This window comes from Novosphingobium resinovorum (assembly GCF_036352595.1).
In the GTDB taxonomy this organism is placed as follows: Bacteria; Pseudomonadota; Alphaproteobacteria; order Sphingomonadales; family Sphingomonadaceae; genus Novosphingobium; species Novosphingobium resinovorum_B.
The window spans coordinates 35,640-52,454 of record NZ_JAZFAX010000030.1 but is presented as its reverse complement, the minus strand read 5'-3'; the positions used below and the strand labels follow the sequence as shown (position 1 = coordinate 52,454).

Sequence of the window (16,815 nt, the reverse complement as noted above, 5' to 3'; positions counted from 1 at the left end):
AGGAAATCGCCATTCCCCCGCCCGAGGGACGACGGCGCCATCCACACCCCGCACCAACGCCCCATTGACACCGCCGAAATCCAGTCCGATGCTGCACCGCAATGGACGAAGAAGACCGACCTCTGCGGCGGTCATCCGAGGGCGACTTCGGAGCCGCCAGCCACCTCGCCGGTGAAAGCCTCGATCGCTATTCGCTGGACGAACTCGACGCGCGGGTTGCGCTTCTCGAAACCGAGATCGCCCGCATCCGCGCGCACCGGAACGCATCATCGGCTCACCGCCTCGCGGCGGACGCCCTGTTCAGGCCGCGATCATCTTGAGAATCGCAGCCTCCTCTGGCAGCCTTCGGGCGACCTCGGGCGCTTACTCCCATGGCCACCCTCGCAACCATCCTGAACGTCCCTATATCAACCTCGTAACCCTGACCCGCCAATCTCCCCTGCGGGCCGGGAACCTCCCGGGAGAGCCGTCCCTCACGATGAAGGTCGCCTAAATGCCAAGTTTCGCCCAAAGCCTTGAAAAGACCCTGCACTCGGCTCTGTCTCACGCGTCTGAGCGGAGCCACGAGTACGCGACGCTCGAGCACCTGCTGCTCGCGCTGATCGACGACACCGACGCGGCGCAGGTCATGCAGGCCTGCGGCGTGGACCTCGGCGATCTGGGCGACGTGGTGCGCCAGTATCTCGATCAGGAATACCAGTCGCTCAAGACCGAGGAAAAGGGCGATCCCGCCCCGACCGCCGGTTTCCAGCGCGTGATCCAGCGCGCGATCCTGCACGTGCAGTCGTCCGGCAAGGACACCGTGACCGGCGCCAACGTGCTCGTCGCGCTGTTCTCGGAGCGGGATTCGTACGCGGTCTACTTCCTGCAGCAGCAGGACATGAGCCGCCTCGACGCCGTCAGCTACATCAGCCACGGCATCGGCAAGGGCGGCAAGCGGATCGAGGATCGCACCGCCAAGGGCTCGTCCGACGAGACCCCGCCCACGCCCGAGGACAAGGCGGAGGCAAAGGCGTCCGCCAACAAGAAGGACTCCGCGCTCGACCAGTTCACCGTCAACCTCAACGAGAAGGCGCTGGCGGGCAAGGTCGATCCGCTGATCGGCCGCGGCCCCGAAGTGGACCGCACGATCCAGATCCTCTGCCGCCGCTCCAAGAACAACCCGCTCTACGTGGGCGATCCGGGTGTGGGCAAGACGGCCATCGCCGAAGGCCTGGCGCGCAAGATCGTCGAGGGCGAAGTGCCCGAAGTGCTGACCGAGGCGGTGATCTACTCGCTCGACATGGGCAGCCTGCTGGCCGGCACCCGCTATCGCGGCGACTTCGAAGAGCGTCTGAAGCAGGTCGTCTCCGAACTGGAGAAGATGCCGCACGCGGTCCTCTTCATCGACGAGATCCACACGGTGATCGGTGCCGGCGCCACCAGCGGCGGCGCGATGGACGCCTCGAACCTGCTCAAGCCCGCGCTGTCGGGCGGGACGATCCGCTGCATCGGCTCGACCACCTACAAGGAGTTCCGCAACCACTTCGAGAAGGACCGCGCCCTGCTGCGCCGGTTCCAGAAGATCGACGTGAACGAGCCCACGGTCGAGGATACCATCAAGATCCTCAAGGGTCTGCGCACCGCGTTCGAGGATCACCACCGCGTCAAGTACACGCCCGACGCGATCAAGACGGCGGTGGAGCTTTCGGCCCGCTACATCAACGACCGCAAGCTGCCCGACAAGGCGATCGACGTGATCGACGAAGTCGGCGCGATGCAGATGCTGCTGCCGCCCAGCCGCCGCAAGAAGACCATCACCGCGCGCGAGATCGAGCAGGTCATCGCGACGATGGCCCGCATCCCGCCCAAGTCGGTCTCGTCCGACGACAAGAAGGCGCTGGAGAACCTCGAGCGTGACCTGAAGCGCGTGGTGTTCGGCCAGGACAAGGCGATCGGCCTCCTCGCCACCGCGATGAAGCTGAGCCGCGCTGGCCTGCGCGATCCGGACAAGCCGATCGGCTCGTTCCTGTTCAGCGGGCCTACGGGTGTCGGCAAGACCGAAGTGGCCCGCCAGCTCGCCAGCATCATGGGCATCGAGCTGAAGCGCTTCGACATGTCCGAATACATGGAGCGTCATTCGGTCAGCCGCCTGATCGGTGCGCCTCCGGGCTATGTCGGCTTCGATCAGGGCGGCCTTCTGACCGACGCGATCGACCAGAACCCGCACTGCGTTCTCCTGCTCGACGAGATCGAGAAGGCGCACCCCGACCTGTTCAACATCCTGCTGCAGGTGATGGACAACGGCCGCCTGACCGATCACCACGGCAAGACCGTCGATTTCCGCAACGTGGTGCTCATCATGACCACCAACGCGGGCGCCTCGGACATGGCCAAGCAGGGCATCGGCTTCGGCGACACCTCGAAGGAGGATGCCGGCGAGGAAGCGGTGAAGCAGATGTTCACCCCCGAATTCCGCAACCGCCTCGATGCGATCGTGCCCTTCGCGTACCTCGCCAAGGACACCATCAGCCGGGTCGTGGACAAGTTCATCCTCCAGCTGGAACTGCAGCTGGCCGACCAGAACGTCCACATCCAGTTCGATTCGGACGCACGCAGCTGGCTGGGCGACAAGGGCTACGACAAGCTCTACGGCGCCCGCCCGATGGGCCGCGTGATCCAGGAGAAGGTCAAGCAGCCGCTGGCGGAAGAACTGCTGTTCGGCAAGCTGGCGCACGGCGGCGAAGTGCACGTCTCGGTCAAGGAGAACGCGCTGAACTTCGAACTGACTCCCTCGGCGCCCAAGGTGTCCAAGACCAAGAAGAAGGTGCCGGTGAAGCGGGCGAAGAAGCCCGGTCCGCAGGCGGATACCAACGCCGACGATTGAGGGTCATTGCTCACTTCCCGACGCAGGGGGCTTCGACAAGCTCAGCCTGAGCGGGAGGAGGGGATAGCGGCCTTACACCAACACCGCTCACCCTGAGCTTGTCGAAGGGTCTGCGCCACATTGAGACATTGGGGCGGGAACCACGCGGTTCCCGCCCCATTTTCATGACATGCCCCGCGATTTCTCCTGGATCAGACCCGAGCCCTGGGGCATCCACGTCGTCCCCGCCGACTGCTGGATCGACCCGGCCCGCCCCGTCGATCGCGCGCTGGTGACTCACGGCCATGCCGACCACGCCCGCGGCGGCCATGGCGCGACCTTCGCCACCCCCGAAACCCTCGCCATCATGAAACTGCGCTACGCCACCGAGGAAGGCGCGGTGCCCGTCCCCTACGGAACGCGCATCGCCCTGCCGGGCAAAGTCCACGCCACCTGGATTCCCGCCGGACATGTCCTCGGCTCCGCGCAGATCCTGCTGGAGCACGCGGGCGAGCGGATCATCGTCACCGGCGATTTCAAGCGCCGCGCCGATCCCACCTGCCCGCCCTTCGAGGTCACCCCTTGCGACGTGCTCGTCACCGAGGCGACCTTCGGCCTCCCCGTCTTCCGCCACCCGCCGGTGGAGGAGGAGATCGCCAAGCTGCTCTCGGCCCTCGCCGCCAATCCGGAGCGCTGCGTGCTGGTCGGTGCCTATGCGCTGGGCAAGGCACAGCGCCTGATCGCCGAACTGCGCCGCGCCGGGCACCAGGACACGATCTGGCTCCACGGCGCGATGGAGCGGATGTGCCGACTGTATGAAGAATGGGGCATCGATCTGGGCGACCTGCGGCTGGTGTCGGACGCCACCAAAGAGCAGCTGATCGGCGCGGTAATCGTCGCCCCGCCCTCGGCGCTCAATGACCGCTGGAGCCGCCGCCTGCCCGATCCGATCACGGCGATGGCCTCCGGCTGGATGCGGGTACGCCAGCGGGCCCGGCAGCGGATGGTCGAACTGCCGCTGGTGATCTCCGACCACGCGGACTGGGACGAACTGACGCAGACCGTGGTGGACGTGAACCCCGCCGAGACATGGATCACGCACGGGCGCGAGGAAGCCATGCTGCGCTGGTGCGAGTTGAACCAGAGGAAGGCGCGGGCGCTGGCTCTGGTGGGGTATGAGGATGAAGATGATTGAAGAGAAGTCCTGGGGCCATTGCCCCAGACCCCATTACTGTCGTCCTCGCGCATGCAGCCGCCTCAACCCCACATGGCGCCGCAGGCTATTTGTCTCCCGGCTCGAAGTGAGCGCAAAACGAGGCTGCGCGCGTGCCCTCGACGCTATGGGGGTCTGGGGCGATGGCCCCAGAACTTCTCTTTCCTGATGGAACACTTCGCCGCCCTTCTCGATGCGCTGGTCTACACCCGCAGCCGCAACGCCAAGCTCAAGCTGCTGGCCGACTACCTGCGCGACACGCCCGACCCGGATCGCGGCTGGGCGCTCGCCGCGCTGACCGATGGACTCGATTTCCCGGCAGTGAAGAGTTCCACCATCCGCAATCTGCTGACCGAGCGGATCGACCCGGTGCTCTGGACGCTCAGCCGCGAATATGTGGGCGATTCCGCCGAGACCGCCAGCCTGCTCTGGCCCGAACCGGCGGAGGCACCCTCTCCGCCTACGGTGTCCGAGGCGGTGGATGCGCTTTCCCGCATGACGCGCGCCAATGTCATGGTGGAATTGCCGAAGCTGCTCGACCGGCTGGATGCGAACGGCCGCTATGCCCTGCTCAAGCTGGCCACCGGGGCGATGCGCATCGGCATTTCGGCGCGTCTCGCCAAGACGGCTTTCGCGCAGGCTTTCGACGTCGCGGTGGAGGATGTGGAGGAGCACTGGCACGGCCAGACGCCGCCTTATGCCCCGCTGTTCGACTGGGCCGCGCACGGTGCCGAGCCTCCCAATTCCGAAGATCTGCCGCTGTTCCGGCCCTTCATGCTGGCGCATGGGCTGGAGGACACCGAGATCGATCTGGCCGACTATGCTGCCGAGTGGAAGTGGGACGGCATCCGTGTGCAGGTGGTCCGTGCGGGCGGAGAAACGCGCGTCTACTCCCGCTCCGGCGACGACATTTCCGCCACCTTTCCCGAGGTCGCCGAAGCGCTGCATATCGACGGCGTGCTGGACGGCGAACTGCTGGTGCGCGGTGCCCATCAGGGCGGCGAAGAGGGCGGCGCGGCCAGCTTCAACGCCTTGCAGCAGCGCCTCGGGCGCAAGACCGTCTCGAAGAAGATGCGCGAGGAATATCCCGCCTTCGTGCGCCTCTATGACGTGCTGATCCTGGAGGGGCAGGACTTGCGCCCGCTCCCCTGGAGTCAGCGCCGCGCCGCGCTGGAGGCGCTGCTTCCGCGCCTGCCCGCCGACCGGTTCGACATCTCCACCGTGATCCCCGCCGCCGACTTCGCCGACCTGTCCGCCATCCGTGAACGCGCGCGCGACGATGCGATCGAGGGGGTGATGCTCAAGCGGCGGGACAGTCCCTATGTCGCGGGGCGCAAGACCGGGCTGTGGTACAAGTGGAAGCGCGATCCGCTGCTGATCGACTGCGTGCTGATGTATGCCCAGCGCGGCTCGGGCAAGCGCAGTTCGTTCTATTCGGACTATACGTTCGGCTGCTGGGACGGCGATCCCGATACCGGCGCGGAGCTGCTGCCGGTGGGCAAGGCCTACTTCGGTTTCACCGACGAGGAACTGAAGTGGCTTGATCGCCACGTGCGCAATCACACCGTGGGCCGCTTCGGCCCGGTGCGCGAGACGGACAAGTCGCTGGTGTTCGAGGTGGCTTTTGATTCGGTCCACGCCAGCAAGCGCCACAAGTCCGGAGTCGCCATGCGTTTCCCCCGCATCAGCCGCATCCGCGCCGACAAGCCCGCGCACGAGGCCGACCGCATCGAGACTTTGCGCGCCCTGATCCGCGATTGACCGCGATCAATGCGCGCTTGAACCATGCACGGCAGACAAGCATAGCCCCCATTTCGTCATTGCGAACGCAGCGAAGCAATCCAGGGCAGTTTACGCGGCTCTGGATTGCTTCGCTGCGTTCGCAATGACGAGAGGATGAACGGAGAGACCCCTTGACCGCCCAGATCGTCGATGTCCCGGACACCCCCTACCACCGCCTCGGCGGCGCGCCGGTGTTCGAGGCGATCGCCAACCGCTTCTACGACCTGATGGACAGCGACCCGGCCTATGCCGAGTTGCGCGCGATGCATGCGGCGGACCTGACGGCGATGCGAGCCTCGCTGCCGAAGTTCCTCGCCGGATGGGCAGGCGGCCCGCGCGACTGGTTCGAGGAGAACCCCGGCCGCTGCATGGTGAGCCTGCACGCGCCCTTCACCATCGACCCGCTGACGGCGAACCAGTGGGCCGAGGCGATGGAGCGCGCCATCACCGACGTCGCGCCGGAGCCTGCGGAAATCGCGGCGTCGATGCGCGAAGTGCTCGGCAGGCTGGCGCGCGGGATGGGGCGGTAGGTCCGTGTTCCTCCCTGAGCTTGCTCGGGGAGGTGGCGCCGACGAAGTCGGTGACGGAGGGGGAATTTCCCGCCTCCTCCCCCTCCACCACCGCCTGCGGCGGCGGTCCCCCTCCCCGAGACAAGCTCGGGGAGGAACCCGCATCAGTTCACCCGGAACTGCTTCTCACGCGAGGTTGCGCCGCGCAGCAGTTCCAGCCGCGAGGGCGCCACGCCCAGCGCGCGGGCGAGCAGGTCGCGCACGGCGGCATTGGCCTTGCCGCCCTCCGGCTGCGCGCGGACTTTGGCGGTGAGGCGGTTCCCGGCGATTTCCAACGCTTCAACTTTGGCGCCCGGCGTCACCCGCAGAGCCAGCGCGCCGTCGGCATCGATTAGCGCCCGCAGCGCTCCGGCATCGGGCAGCGCTGCCTTGGGCCGCGCCATCAGCCGTTCAGCCCGAGCGCCTCGGCATGCAGGCGGCCATTGAGGACATAGCCCTTCACGCCCGCCTGATTGGCGACAACGGCCTCGTCGGTCAGATCGCGCAGGTACTTTGCCGGGCGGCCCATCCAGAGCTGGCGAGCACCGATGCGCTTGCCGGTGAGCTGCGAGCCCGCCGCCAGCATGCCGTCGCTCTCGACATAGGAGCCGTCCATCACGATCGCGCCGAGGCCGATGAAGGCGCGGTCCTCCAGCGTGCAGCCGTGCAGCATGACCATGTGGCCGATCAGCACGTCCTCGCCGATGATGGTGGCGTAGCCTTCGGGGCGTGAGGGCTTGGGGCTGTCGCAGTGGACGACGGTGCCGTCCTGGATGTTGGTGCGCGCGCCGATGACCACGCGGTTGACGTCGGCGCGGATCACGCAGTTGTACCAGATGCTGGCGTCGGGGCCGATCTCGACGTCGCCGATGATGCGGCAGCCGGGCGCGATGAAGGCGCTGGAATGGATACGCGGCATCTTGCCATTGAAAGGCGCGATCGTGATGTCGTTACGGTCGGTCATGGATTCCCCGTCAGCCTGCTCCAGCGGACATACGGCAGGATGGAAGCGTGATCGTCCGTCCAGGGTTCCGGCGCCCGTTCTTCGAGCTTGCTCCATGGGGCATCCGGGCGCTGCCTTGCAAGCCTGTCGAGCACGGCCCGGTCCGCCGAAAGCGCGATCCAGCGCGAGGGGGTGTAGCGCACTTCGTCCTCGGGAAAGTCCAGCCGCGAAAGCGCCTGCAGCCCGCTCGCTCGCGCATTGGCGCCGACCACCGGCGCAAGGTCGATGTAGCGGTTGGAGATGTGCAGGATCAGCAGGCCCCCCGGCGTCAGCGCACGGCGGTAGACCGCCAGCGCCTCGGTCGTCAGCAGGTGCATGGGGATGGCATCGGAGGAGAAGGCGTCGATCACCAGCACCTCGAAGCTGCGCGGCGCGACGTGTGCCAGTTCCAGCCGGGCATCGCCGATCACCACGCGGGCCTTGGGGGTGCAGTCCTTGAGGAAGGTGAACTGCCGCGTCGTGGAGAAGCGCAGCACCACCGGGTCGATCTCGAAGAAGGTCCAGTCCTGCCCCCGCTGCGAGCGGCAGGCGAGCGAGCCGGTGCCGAGTCCGACGACGCCCACGCGCGCCTGCGGCCCCTCGATGGCGGGTACTGCCGCCAGCGCGAGGGCGACGCCGGAGCCGGGACCGTAGTAGGTCAGCGCATCGTGCGTGTGCGCGGGATCGAGCGCCTGCATGCCGTGCAACGTAGTGCCGTGGGCCAGCGTGCGATACTTGCCGTCCGAACCGTCGCGCAGGGTATAGATGCCGAAATAGCTGCGGGTGCGCTCATGCTCCAGCGTCGCGCGCATGGTCCAGAAGCCGCCCTGCCCGACCATCGCGATCAGCAGCACCGCCGCGAAGCCCCAGCGCCAGGCCATCACCATGATCCCGAGGCCGACGAGGAACACCGTCAGCATCAGGCTGAACAGCGCCTCTTCCGGGTCGAGCATCGTCTCCAGCAGTTCCCAGCCGAGGAAACCTGCGAAGAGCAGCACCACGGTCAGCGCGATGCGCGCCATGCCAGGCTCCATATCGGTGCTGTCGCGCCAGTTCAGCAGCGGGCGCAGCGGCATCAGCAGTGCGGCGGCGAGGACCAGCAGCGGGTGCTCCCAGGCCCAGTCGAACACCAGCGGCGCGATCAGCGCGGTGAACACGCCGCCGAGCGCTCCGCCCGCCGACATGACGAGGTAGAAGCGGGTAAGCTGCGCCTCTCCCGGCCTCAGGTCGTAGAGCCGCGCGTGCAGCGCCGTCGCCACGCAGAGCAGCAGCAGGCAGGTGCCCGCCACCGCCCACAAGGTGCCCGAGCCATTCGACAGCATCGCGTAGCTGCCCATGAACAGCACCACGACCGGCGCCACGCGGCTGACGACGTTGGCGGGCCCGCGCCGGTCGGAGAACGCGATCACGAAGCTCAGCAGGTAGAGCCCGAGCGGGATCACCCAGAGCAGCGGCATCGCGAAGATGTCGGTGGTGAGATGCGTGGTGGTCGAGAGCATCAGCCCCGAGGGTACTGCCGACAGCGCCAGCCACAGGCCGATGGTGCGGGCGGGGATGCGCTCCGAAGCGTGGGCCTGTGCGATCGGCGCGGGGGTATTGCGGCGGCTGAACCCGGCCAGCGCGATCAGCAGCACCAGCACGGCGAAGCCGCCGGACCACGCGAGGCTCTGCAACCGCACGCTCAGCAGCGGCTCGGCCAGCAGCGGATAGGCGATGAGCCCCGCGAAGCTCCCGAGGTTGGAGGCGGCGTAGAGCGCCCAAGGCGCACCCGCTTCGGGCGCAGCGGCGAACCAGCGCTGCATCAGCGGCGCCTGCGCGGAGACGACGAAGAATACCGGACCGATGCTCGCGCCCAGTAGCAATGGCACCCATGCGGCCTCGGGCAGCCCGGCGATGCGCGGCATGTCGATCAGGCCCACCGGCAAGGTCAGCGCGGCGACCAGTAGCAGCGCGAGGTGAATCATCGCCTGCCGCTTCAGCGCGAACCGGCCGAGCCAGTGCGCATAGGCGTACCCCGCCAGCAGCAGCGCCTGATAGACCAGCATCGCGCTGTTCCACACGTTCGGCGCGCCGCCGAGCCGGGGCAGCGCCATGCGCGCCACCATCGGCTGCACGAGGAACAGCAGGAAACTGCCGACGAGGATGGTGGCGACGAACAGCCCGCGGCGTGGCGGGGTTGTCCGGGCGGTTTGCAGCATGTGCTCGGCGGTATCGGTCATTGCGGCAAGACAGGTACGTGGTGCCGGCAGGGAAGGATAGACCTTCACTCGTCATTGCTTCGCTGCGCTCGCAATGACGAAGGGTGTGGTGATGACCTACGGCTAGCGCCCCGCGCGCCCAATGCTCCGCCACGCCTCGGCGGTGATCGAATGGACGATCGTATCGCCCACCGGCGGCTCGAACCGCGCATCGACGAAGTCCAGTTTCTCGCGCCGCACCATGCCGAGGCGCAGCATCAGGCCCCAGCTGGCAGTGTTCTCGATATTGGTGATGGCGAAGATCTCACCCGCCCCGAACCGGCCGAACCCGGCATCGAGCGAGGCGATGGCGGCTTCCTTCGCATAGCCCTGCCCCCAGGAATCCTCACGAAACCGCCAGCCGATCTCCATCTCGCCGGGGAACGTCGCCCCCGGCGCATCGATCACCTTGAGGCCGCAGAAGCCGAGCACCGCGCCGTCGTCCTTGCGCTGGGCGATCCAGAAGGTGTGGCCGAGACGGTGCTGAAAACCCAGCACGCGCTCCTCGAACAGCGCCACCTTGGCATCGTCCATGACGCCGCCAAGGTGGCGCATGACGGCGGGCGTATTGGTGCCCTCGGCGAAGCGCGCGATGTCGCCCTCACCCCAGTCGCGCAGGATCAGGCGGTCGGTCTCGATCCTAACCACGCAGCAGCCGCGCCGCATGGGCCGCATGGTATGTCAGCACGCCCGAGGCGCCGGCGCGCTTGAAGGCGGTGAGCGTCTCCAGCACCATGGCATCGCGGTCCGCCGCGCCCGCCGCGACGGCGTGCTCGATCATCGCGTACTCGCCGGAGACCTGATAGGCGAAGACGGGCACCTCGAAAGTGTCCTTCACCCGGCGGATGATGTCGAGGTAAGGCAGGCCCGGCTTCACCATCACCGTGTCGGCGCCCTCGGCAAGGTCCATCTCGACCTCGCGCAGCGCTTCCTCGGTGTTGCCGGGGTCCATCTGGTAGGTCTTCTTGTCGCCCTTGAGCAGCCCGCGCGAACCGACCGCGTCGCGGAACGGGCCGTAGAACGCCGAGGCGTACTTGGCGGCGTAGCTCATGATCTGGACATTGATGTGGCCCGCGTCCTCCAGTGCGTCGCGGATCGCGGCGATGCGGCCGTCCATCATGTCCGACGGGGCGATGATGTCCGCGCCCGCATTGGCCTGGTTGAGCGACTGGCCGACCAGCGCCTCGACCGTCTCGTCGTTGAGGACGTAGCCCGCCGCGTCGATCAGCCCGTCCTGTCCGTGGCTGGTATAGGGATCGAGCGCCACGTCGGTCAGCAGGCCGATTTTATCGCCCACTGCATCACGGATCGCGCGCAGGGCGCGGCACATCAGGTTGTCGGGATTGAGCGCCTCTCGCCCGTCCTCGCTGCGGCGCTCGGGCTGGGTATAGGGGAACAGCGCGAGGACCGGGATGCCGAGATCGACGGCTTCCTTCGCGCGCTCCACCATCAGGTCCACCGACCAGCGCGAGACGCCGGGCAGCGCCGCGATCGGGGTTTCGAGGCCCTCCCCGTCGCTAACGAACAGCGGCCAGATGAGGTCCGCCGGGGTCAGCACCGTCTCGCGGTGGAGCGCGCGGCTCCAGGCGGTGGTGCGGGTACGGCGAAGGCGGGTGTGGGGAAAGGTGCCGGTCATGGCGGGGTGCTTGCCGGAAAACGCAGGGCGGGGCAACGGCGGCAGGCTTGCGATTTGCGCAGGGCAGAGTGCATCCACTTTCGCCATATCCCCACGCAGCCATTTGGGCAGATGAAGATCTGGTCCGACCAGGCTTCCCAGCGGACCATGGCTTCGGACACGGGTGTGGCGCGCACATCCGCCGTGCCGCAATCTCAAGATACAGAGGGCAGCAAGGAAGAACCGGTTCGCATCGACATGCGTGGATTTTCCCGCAGGCTTTGCCTCGGGCGGATTAGTTGCTTAAAGATAAGGCATGGAGATTAGACCCTTTCGCATCGACATGCGTGGATTTTCCCGCGGGCTTTGCCTCGGGTGGATTAGTTGCGTAAAGACAAGGCATGGAGATTGAACCCTTACGCATCAACGGCGTCTTGCTGATCACGCCGCGCCGCATCGGTGACGAGCGCGGCTATTTCGCAGAAACCTTCCGGGCGGATATCTTCGCGCAGCATTGCGGCGAACATTCCTTTGTCCAGGACAATGAATCCCTCAGCGCCAGGGCCGGAACGATCCGCGGCCTCCATTTCCAGAGCGATCCGCATGCACAGGGCAAGCTGGTGCGTTGCCCCGCCGGGGCGCTGTTCGACGTTGCGGTCGATATCCGGCAGGCCTCGCCGACCTATGGCCAGTGGGTGGCTGAGACGCTGACGCCGGAAAACGGCAAGCAGTTGTGGATTCCACCGGGGTTCGCGCACGGCTTCTGCTCGCTCGAACCCGATACCGTCATCTGCTACAAGGTCGCCGGGGGCTTCTACAGCGCCGAATGCGACAAGGGGCTGGCCTGGAACGACCCCGCCATCGCCATTGCCTGGCCGGATGTCGTCGATGCCGAGACGCTTTCCGCCAAGGACCGCAAGCAACCGCTGCTGGCCGATCTTCCCGCCTATTTCAGCTGGAGCGAATAGTTTCATGCGCGTGGTCGTCACCGGCATTGAAAAGACCGTGCGTTGGTATCTCGACAATGCGTGGTGGTGGCAACCCCTGCGCGCCCGCTATGACGGCGAGCGGCTGGGCCTGAATACCGCCGGGCAGACTGCGGGCGTCCCCGCGTGAAGATCGCCGTCACCGGCAAGACCGGGCAGGTCGTAACCAGCCTGATGGAACGCGGCGCGGCTGCGGGCCACGAGATCGTCGCGCTGGGCCGACCGGAACTGGACCTCGCCGATCCGGGCTCGGTCCTGCGCGCCCTGCAGGCGGCGGCGCCCGACGTGATCGTATCGGCGGCGGCCTATACCGCGGTCGACAGGGCCGAGGGCGAGAGCGAGCTGGCCCATGCCGTCAACGGTGCGGGCGCCTGTGCGGTGGCACAGGCAGCAAAGACGCTGGGTGCCCCGCTGGTGCATGTCTCGACCGACTACGTTTTCGACGGTGCGCTCGGCCGGCCCTATGTGGAAACCGATGCGACCGGTCCTTCCGGCATCTATGGTGCTTCCAAGCTGGCTGGCGAGGAAGCGGTGCTCGCCGTGCACGGCGACAACAGTGCGGTCCTGCGCGTGGCTTGGGTCTACAGCCCTTTCGGTGGCAACTTCGTGAAGACGATGTTGCGTCTGGCGGGCGACCGCGATTCGGTTTCAGTGGTGGCCGACCAGGTGGGCAACCCGACCAGCGCGCTCGACATCGCCGATGGCATCCTTGCGGTAGCGGCCAACCTTGTCGCCGATCCGGATCCGGTCTTGCGCGGCGTCTTCCACATGACTGCCAGGGGCGAGGCAAGCTGGGCCGACTTCGCGCAAGCTATCTTCGCTGCATCGGCAGCGAATGGCGGACCGTCCGCCGTGGTCACCCCGATCACCACTGCCGAATACCCTACCCCGGCCCGTCGCCCCGCGAACTCGCGGCTCGATTGCGCGCGGATAGAACGCACTCACGGCGTCGTGCTGCCCGAGTGGCGCGGCGCGTTGGAAACTGTGGTCGCCCGCCTGCAGCCCACTCCCGCCTGATCTGAGGACATGACAACGATGAAGGGTATCATCCTGGCCGGCGGCAGCGGCACGCGGCTTTATCCGATGACGCTGCCTACTTCCAAGCAGTTGATGCCGGTCTACGACAAGCCGATGATCTATTATCCGCTCAGCACGCTGATGCTGGCAGGCATCCGGGAGGTGCTTGTCATCTCCACCCCGCGCGACCTGCCCGCGTTCCACTCGTTGCTGGGCGACGGATCGCAGTGGGGCATGGCCTTCGAGTATGCCGAGCACCCAGTCCCGATGGTCTCGCGCAGGCCTACGTAATCGGCGCGGACTTCGTCGGCACCCAGCCCTCGGCGCTGATCCTGAGCGACAACATCTATCACGGCCACGGCCTGCCCGAACTGGCGAGCGCCGCCGCGCCAGCGCGTCGGCGCCAGTGTCTTTGCGTACCATGTGCAGGATCCCGAGCGGTACGGCGTGGTCGCCTTCGACGAGGGCATGAAGGCCGTCTCGATCGAGGAGAAGCCCGCGAAGCCGCATGTCCGTCTTCGACACATTTGGCGCAGATCGGGGCGTGGACTAGCGCACGCGCGAGATCAGCCGCGAGCAGCGACCAGCGATTTCAGCGCCTGTTGCAGCACCGCGCCTAGCGGCAGGTCCAGCTTGTCGGCTACCCGGTAGAGCCCGGCGATCGTATCTTCGGTGGCCTTGATGTTGATCTACTGATTGCGGCCAGTGGTGCGGTGCCGCCGGCGCAACGGGGAGGGGCAGAGGGCCGGGCGGGGGCCGGCGCGTTCTTAGCAACCTTGGTGGGAACGGCGGGCTTGGGCTGCGCCTTGCGGCTCGGAAAGCCGCTAGCCTGCGCGATCTCGTCGATTGCTGGGGTGGGGACCATAATGGGCATGGGTGAGGTCTCCGTCGAGACGGATGATATCAAGTATCTACCGTATAAGATAGCCGATGGTATCTAAAAGACGCCATCGGCTATCTTATATTCGTCACGCTTGGCTGACAGGCGCGGGCTAGAACATCAGTTGCTATTTTGGACAGTCTGTACGGCCACTGCCGCGGTCATGATTGGCGAGAACAGCTGGCTGACGAGCTGGAGCATCTTGGTAGGTTGGTTGGCCGCTGCATTGCCGAAATAGAGTACGTCGCCGTTCTGCATGGTGAAGCGTTGTGAGAGGAAATACGACTTCGTCTGCGACATGTTAAGGTGATAGATGACAGGCTGACGCTCGCCTTGGTCGACGCTCACGTAGCGAAACACGAAGATCGCTGCAGGGTCGCCATAATTGGGATTGACGCCCCCAGAGGCCGCGACCGCTTCGGCCAAGGTGATTTCGGAGCGCACGAAGGGGATCTGATCGACGCGCCCGGAAGCGCCGAGCACCGAGAACGAGCGCGGATCCTGGATCAGCATCACGCGATCGCCGGGATAGGCGCGCACATCGAGTGCCGGATTGTCCGTAAGGTCACTCAGGCGCAGGTCCACCGGATCGCCGTGGCGCATGATGCGCAGTTTCAGGTCCTTGGCACTGCCGCGATAGCCTCCGGCCAGAGCAATCACGTCCGACAGCGTTTCGCGGTTGGTCTGGAGCACGAGGCGACCGGGCCGGGCGATCTCGCCGCTCAGGATCACCGAATTGGTCACCGGTTCACTGACGGTCACGAGCACCTGTGGGTGCTGCGAAAGACCGCGCAGGGAGTTGCGGATCATGTTTTCGATTTCGAGGATGGTATGTCCCATGACGTGCAGCTTGCCGGCATAGGGAATGAAGATGTCGCCGTCGTCATTGACGCGACTGGGAGGGAGCTTCTGGCTTTTCACGCCGGAATCGATCGCAGCTGCAGCCGAGGAAGAGTCCGTGTTGGCACCGGAACTGGAACCCGAAAATAGCGAAACGCCTGCCTCGTAGATGTAGATTTGCAGTACGTCGCCAGGGCCCACCATGTCGGTCGGCGGCGGCGGCAGTTCCGCCAGCGAGGCCTTTCGCATTGCGTCGGTGTTCGGTGGCAGCGCCGTCGCGTCTGTGACCTCGACGATTTCGATGGTCGGGCCGGCTTCAGCTTGTAGCGCGCCCTTTTCAATCTGCTTGCCGGTGGGGCCGCTGGAAGGAAGCGATGCACAGGCGGTGAGAGATGACGCGAGCACCAGGCTTGCAACGAACTTTGGCTTCATCTGAATTGTAACTCGGGCCTTGTGCGCGCCTGACGTTAGGCTGACAACGTCTGCCTTAGCATCGTGATTTGTCCATCGGCAATGGCGTCAAAGAAAGTTATCCGTCAACGGCGGCGCGAGGGCGACATCCGCCGCCTCGCGCGAGGCGGATTGAAGGGCGACCCAACGCGCCGCACTTGCGCCACGCGTTGGGTCGGGCTAGCGCGTGGGTGACGTATTGTGCCGGCGAAATTCCGCTGAGCACCTGAATTTCTGTCGAGGCCCGCGCAGCTATATGAAAGTCGAGCATGCTTTTCCGGCGGAGCCCTTTACCGTCGATCGTCGTCGCAGTTTTGGTGATTGGGTGAGAAAGCGTCGCTGGTTCCTGTTGTTTGTGGCCCTGCCAACACTGTTGGCAGGAATCTACTACGCGTTCATAGCCTCGGATATCTACGTTTCGGAATCCCGTTTCGTCATAAAGAGTCCCGACCAGAAGCGGCCCCAACTTTCGTCACTGGCCAACCTGATCCAGACGACCGGATTATCTAGCGGGCAGGAACAGACGAACGAAATCCTCGAATACGTGCGTTCGCGCGATGCGCTGCGGACGCTGGACAAGAAGCTCGACGTGCGCGCACGTTTCCGGGCCGGGGATGCCGATCTGCTGTCGCGCTTTCCGCACCCTTTCATGAAGAATAGCTTCGAGGAACTTTACAAGTATTACGGGAAACGGGTTACCGCCGAACTCGACAAGGAGACCGGCACCGCCATCGTCAAGATAGAGGCGTTCACCCCCCAGGATGCCTATGCAATCAACCGTGAACTGCTGGGCCTGAGCGAGGCGCTGGTGAATCGGCTCAACGATCGTGCCCAGAACCGGGCGATCTCTGAAGCGCAAAGGCAAGTGGAACTGGCGACCTACCGAGCGAAGAAAGCTCGCATCGCGATGGCGGGGTACCGCAATTCCAAAGAGATCATTGATCCGGGCAAACAGGCAACCGGTGTGATCCAGATCTCCGACGAGATGATCGCCCAGCGCGCCGCGCTAAAGGCGCAACTGGACCTTATGCAGCGCGAGACCCCACGCAATCCCTCGATCCCCGCGCTACGCAATCGCATCAACGCGATTTCGGTGCAGATCGCCTCGCAGGACCGCCGCGTGGTCGGCGGCGACGGTGGCATCGCTTCCAAGCTGGGCGGCTATGAGAATCTGCTGGTCGAGCAGGAGTTCGCCACGCAGAACTTGACTGTCGCCAATGCCGCGCTGGTTCAGGCGCGCGCAGATGCCCAGAAACAGAAGTTCTATCTGGAACGCATCGTCAATCCCGATCAGCCGGACGAGCCGCTGCTGCCCCGCCGCCTACTCAGCGTACTGGTGGTAGCCGCGGCATCGCTTTGCATCTACTTCATCGGATGGATGCTGATCGTCGGTATTCTCGAGCACGCACCGGAAGAATAA

14 protein-coding genes and 2 pseudogenes are annotated in these 16,815 nt (G+C 65.7%); 10 read left to right on the top strand and 6 right to left on the bottom strand.

Annotated elements, in window-relative coordinates:
• Positions 1 to 101: 101 nt before the first annotated feature.
• The 5 genes from V2S85_RS21615 (at position 102) to V2S85_RS21595 (ending at position 6,370) form a co-directional block, all read left to right on the top strand.
• The gene (locus V2S85_RS21615) at positions 102 to 320 is read left to right on the top strand and encodes a DUF1192 domain-containing protein (RefSeq protein ID WP_008831392.1); all 219 of its coding nucleotides are present in this window, start codon (positions 102 to 104) and stop codon (positions 318 to 320) included.
• 173 nt (positions 321 to 493) lie between these two features.
• On the top strand, positions 494 to 2,866 hold the full coding sequence (clpA, locus tag V2S85_RS21610) for an ATP-dependent Clp protease ATP-binding subunit ClpA (protein ID WP_036525608.1): 2,373 nt from the start codon (positions 494 to 496) through the stop codon (positions 2,864 to 2,866).
• Between the two features lie 169 nt (positions 2,867 to 3,035).
• The gene (locus tag V2S85_RS21605) at positions 3,036 to 4,040 is read left to right on the top strand and encodes a ligase-associated DNA damage response exonuclease (RefSeq protein WP_330704877.1); all 1,005 of its coding nucleotides are present in this window, start codon (positions 3,036 to 3,038) and stop codon (positions 4,038 to 4,040) included.
• Positions 4,041 to 4,226: 186 nt separating this feature from the next.
• A complete protein-coding gene (locus V2S85_RS21600) occupies positions 4,227 to 5,819 on the top strand; it encodes a cisplatin damage response ATP-dependent DNA ligase (RefSeq protein ID WP_330704876.1) in 1,593 nt (530 codons plus the stop codon).
• A gap of 152 nt (positions 5,820 to 5,971) precedes the next feature.
• Entirely contained in the window at positions 5,972 to 6,370 is a 399-nt protein-coding gene (locus V2S85_RS21595) for a group II truncated hemoglobin (RefSeq protein ID WP_330704875.1), read from the top strand.
• Between the two features lie 143 nt (positions 6,371 to 6,513).
• On the opposite strand, the gene V2S85_RS21590 is transcribed toward V2S85_RS21595, so the two are convergent.
• The 5 genes from V2S85_RS21590 to hemB form a co-directional block, all read right to left on the bottom strand.
• A complete protein-coding gene (locus V2S85_RS21590) occupies positions 6,514 to 6,792 on the bottom strand; it encodes a DUF167 domain-containing protein (protein ID WP_330704874.1) in 279 nt (92 codons plus the stop codon).
• Complete coding sequence (locus V2S85_RS21585; RefSeq protein ID WP_330704873.1) at positions 6,792 to 7,352, bottom strand: gamma carbonic anhydrase family protein; 561 nt, start codon at positions 7,350 to 7,352, stop codon at positions 6,792 to 6,794. Before V2S85_RS21585 ends, V2S85_RS21590 begins: the two co-directional genes overlap by 1 nt.
• Positions 7,349 to 9,589 (bottom strand): fused MFS/spermidine synthase, encoded by a 2,241-nt coding sequence (locus V2S85_RS21580; protein WP_330704888.1) that lies wholly within the window; start codon positions 9,587 to 9,589, stop codon positions 7,349 to 7,351. The genes V2S85_RS21585 and V2S85_RS21580 overlap by 4 nt, the downstream gene beginning before the upstream one ends.
• Before the next feature lie 102 nt (positions 9,590 to 9,691).
• A complete protein-coding gene (locus V2S85_RS21575) occupies positions 9,692 to 10,273 on the bottom strand; it encodes a GNAT family N-acetyltransferase (RefSeq protein WP_419198223.1) in 582 nt (193 codons plus the stop codon).
• Complete coding sequence (hemB, locus tag V2S85_RS21570) at positions 10,248 to 11,243, bottom strand: porphobilinogen synthase (protein WP_330704871.1); 996 nt, start codon at positions 11,241 to 11,243, stop codon at positions 10,248 to 10,250. The genes V2S85_RS21575 and hemB overlap by 26 nt, the downstream gene beginning before the upstream one ends.
• Positions 11,244 to 11,623: 380 nt before the next feature.
• Between hemB and rfbC the strand changes: the two genes are divergently transcribed.
• The 4 genes and pseudogenes from rfbC (at position 11,624) to V2S85_RS21550 (ending at position 13,876) form a co-directional block, all read left to right on the top strand.
• Positions 11,624 to 12,190 (top strand): dTDP-4-dehydrorhamnose 3,5-epimerase, encoded by a 567-nt coding sequence (rfbC, locus tag V2S85_RS21565; protein ID WP_330704870.1) that lies wholly within the window; start codon positions 11,624 to 11,626, stop codon positions 12,188 to 12,190.
• A gap of 19 nt (positions 12,191 to 12,209) precedes the next feature.
• Positions 12,210 to 12,338 (top strand): annotated as a pseudogene (locus V2S85_RS21560) (dTDP-glucose 4,6-dehydratase); the annotation flags it as partial.
• Positions 12,335 to 13,225 carry a dTDP-4-dehydrorhamnose reductase gene (rfbD, locus tag V2S85_RS21555; protein ID WP_330704869.1) on the top strand — a complete coding sequence of 297 codons (891 nt, stop codon included), beginning with the start codon at positions 12,335 to 12,337 and terminating at the stop codon, positions 13,223 to 13,225. The pseudogene V2S85_RS21560 and the gene rfbD, both read left to right, overlap by 4 nt.
• A 9-nt stretch (positions 13,226 to 13,234) precedes the next feature.
• A pseudogene (locus tag V2S85_RS21550) lies at positions 13,235 to 13,876 on the top strand (sugar nucleotidyltransferase).
• Between the two features lie 349 nt (positions 13,877 to 14,225).
• Here the strand turns inward: V2S85_RS21550 and V2S85_RS21545 are convergent.
• Positions 14,226 to 15,377, bottom strand: a complete 1,152-nt coding sequence (locus tag V2S85_RS21545) for a polysaccharide biosynthesis/export family protein (RefSeq protein ID WP_330704868.1) — start codon at positions 15,375 to 15,377, stop codon at positions 14,226 to 14,228.
• Between the two features lie 274 nt (positions 15,378 to 15,651).
• On the opposite strand from V2S85_RS21545, the gene V2S85_RS21540 reads away from it, so the two are divergent.
• Complete coding sequence (locus V2S85_RS21540; RefSeq protein ID WP_330704867.1) at positions 15,652 to 16,815, top strand: Wzz/FepE/Etk N-terminal domain-containing protein; 1,164 nt, start codon at positions 15,652 to 15,654, stop codon at positions 16,813 to 16,815.

Bases quoted from the DNA above. Each gene is read 5' to 3' on its own strand.
- clpA (WP_036525608.1), top strand. From the start codon at position 494: ATGCCAAGTTTCGCCCAAAGCCTTGAAAAGACCCTGCACTCGGCTCTG.
- V2S85_RS21545 (WP_330704868.1), bottom strand. From the start codon at position 15,377: ATGAAGCCAAAGTTCGTTGCAAGCCTGGTGCTCGCGTCATCTCTCACC.
- V2S85_RS21580 (WP_330704888.1), bottom strand. From the start codon at position 9,589: ATGACCGATACCGCCGAGCACATGCTGCAAACCGCCCGGACAACCCCG.
- rfbC (WP_330704870.1), top strand. From the start codon at position 11,624: ATGGAGATTGAACCCTTACGCATCAACGGCGTCTTGCTGATCACGCCG.
- V2S85_RS21615 (WP_008831392.1), top strand. From the start codon at position 102: ATGGACGAAGAAGACCGACCTCTGCGGCGGTCATCCGAGGGCGACTTC.
- V2S85_RS21605 (WP_330704877.1), top strand. From the start codon at position 3,036: ATGCCCCGCGATTTCTCCTGGATCAGACCCGAGCCCTGGGGCATCCAC.
- V2S85_RS21540 (WP_330704867.1), top strand. From the start codon at position 15,652: ATGAAAGTCGAGCATGCTTTTCCGGCGGAGCCCTTTACCGTCGATCGT.
- hemB (WP_330704871.1), bottom strand. From the start codon at position 11,243: ATGACCGGCACCTTTCCCCACACCCGCCTTCGCCGTACCCGCACCACC.
- V2S85_RS21575 (WP_419198223.1), bottom strand. From the start codon at position 10,273: ATGCGGCGCGGCTGCTGCGTGGTTAGGATCGAGACCGACCGCCTGATC.
- V2S85_RS21590 (WP_330704874.1), bottom strand. From the start codon at position 6,792: ATGGCGCGGCCCAAGGCAGCGCTGCCCGATGCCGGAGCGCTGCGGGCG.
- V2S85_RS21585 (WP_330704873.1), bottom strand. From the start codon at position 7,352: ATGACCGACCGTAACGACATCACGATCGCGCCTTTCAATGGCAAGATG.
- V2S85_RS21600 (WP_330704876.1), top strand. From the start codon at position 4,227: ATGGAACACTTCGCCGCCCTTCTCGATGCGCTGGTCTACACCCGCAGC.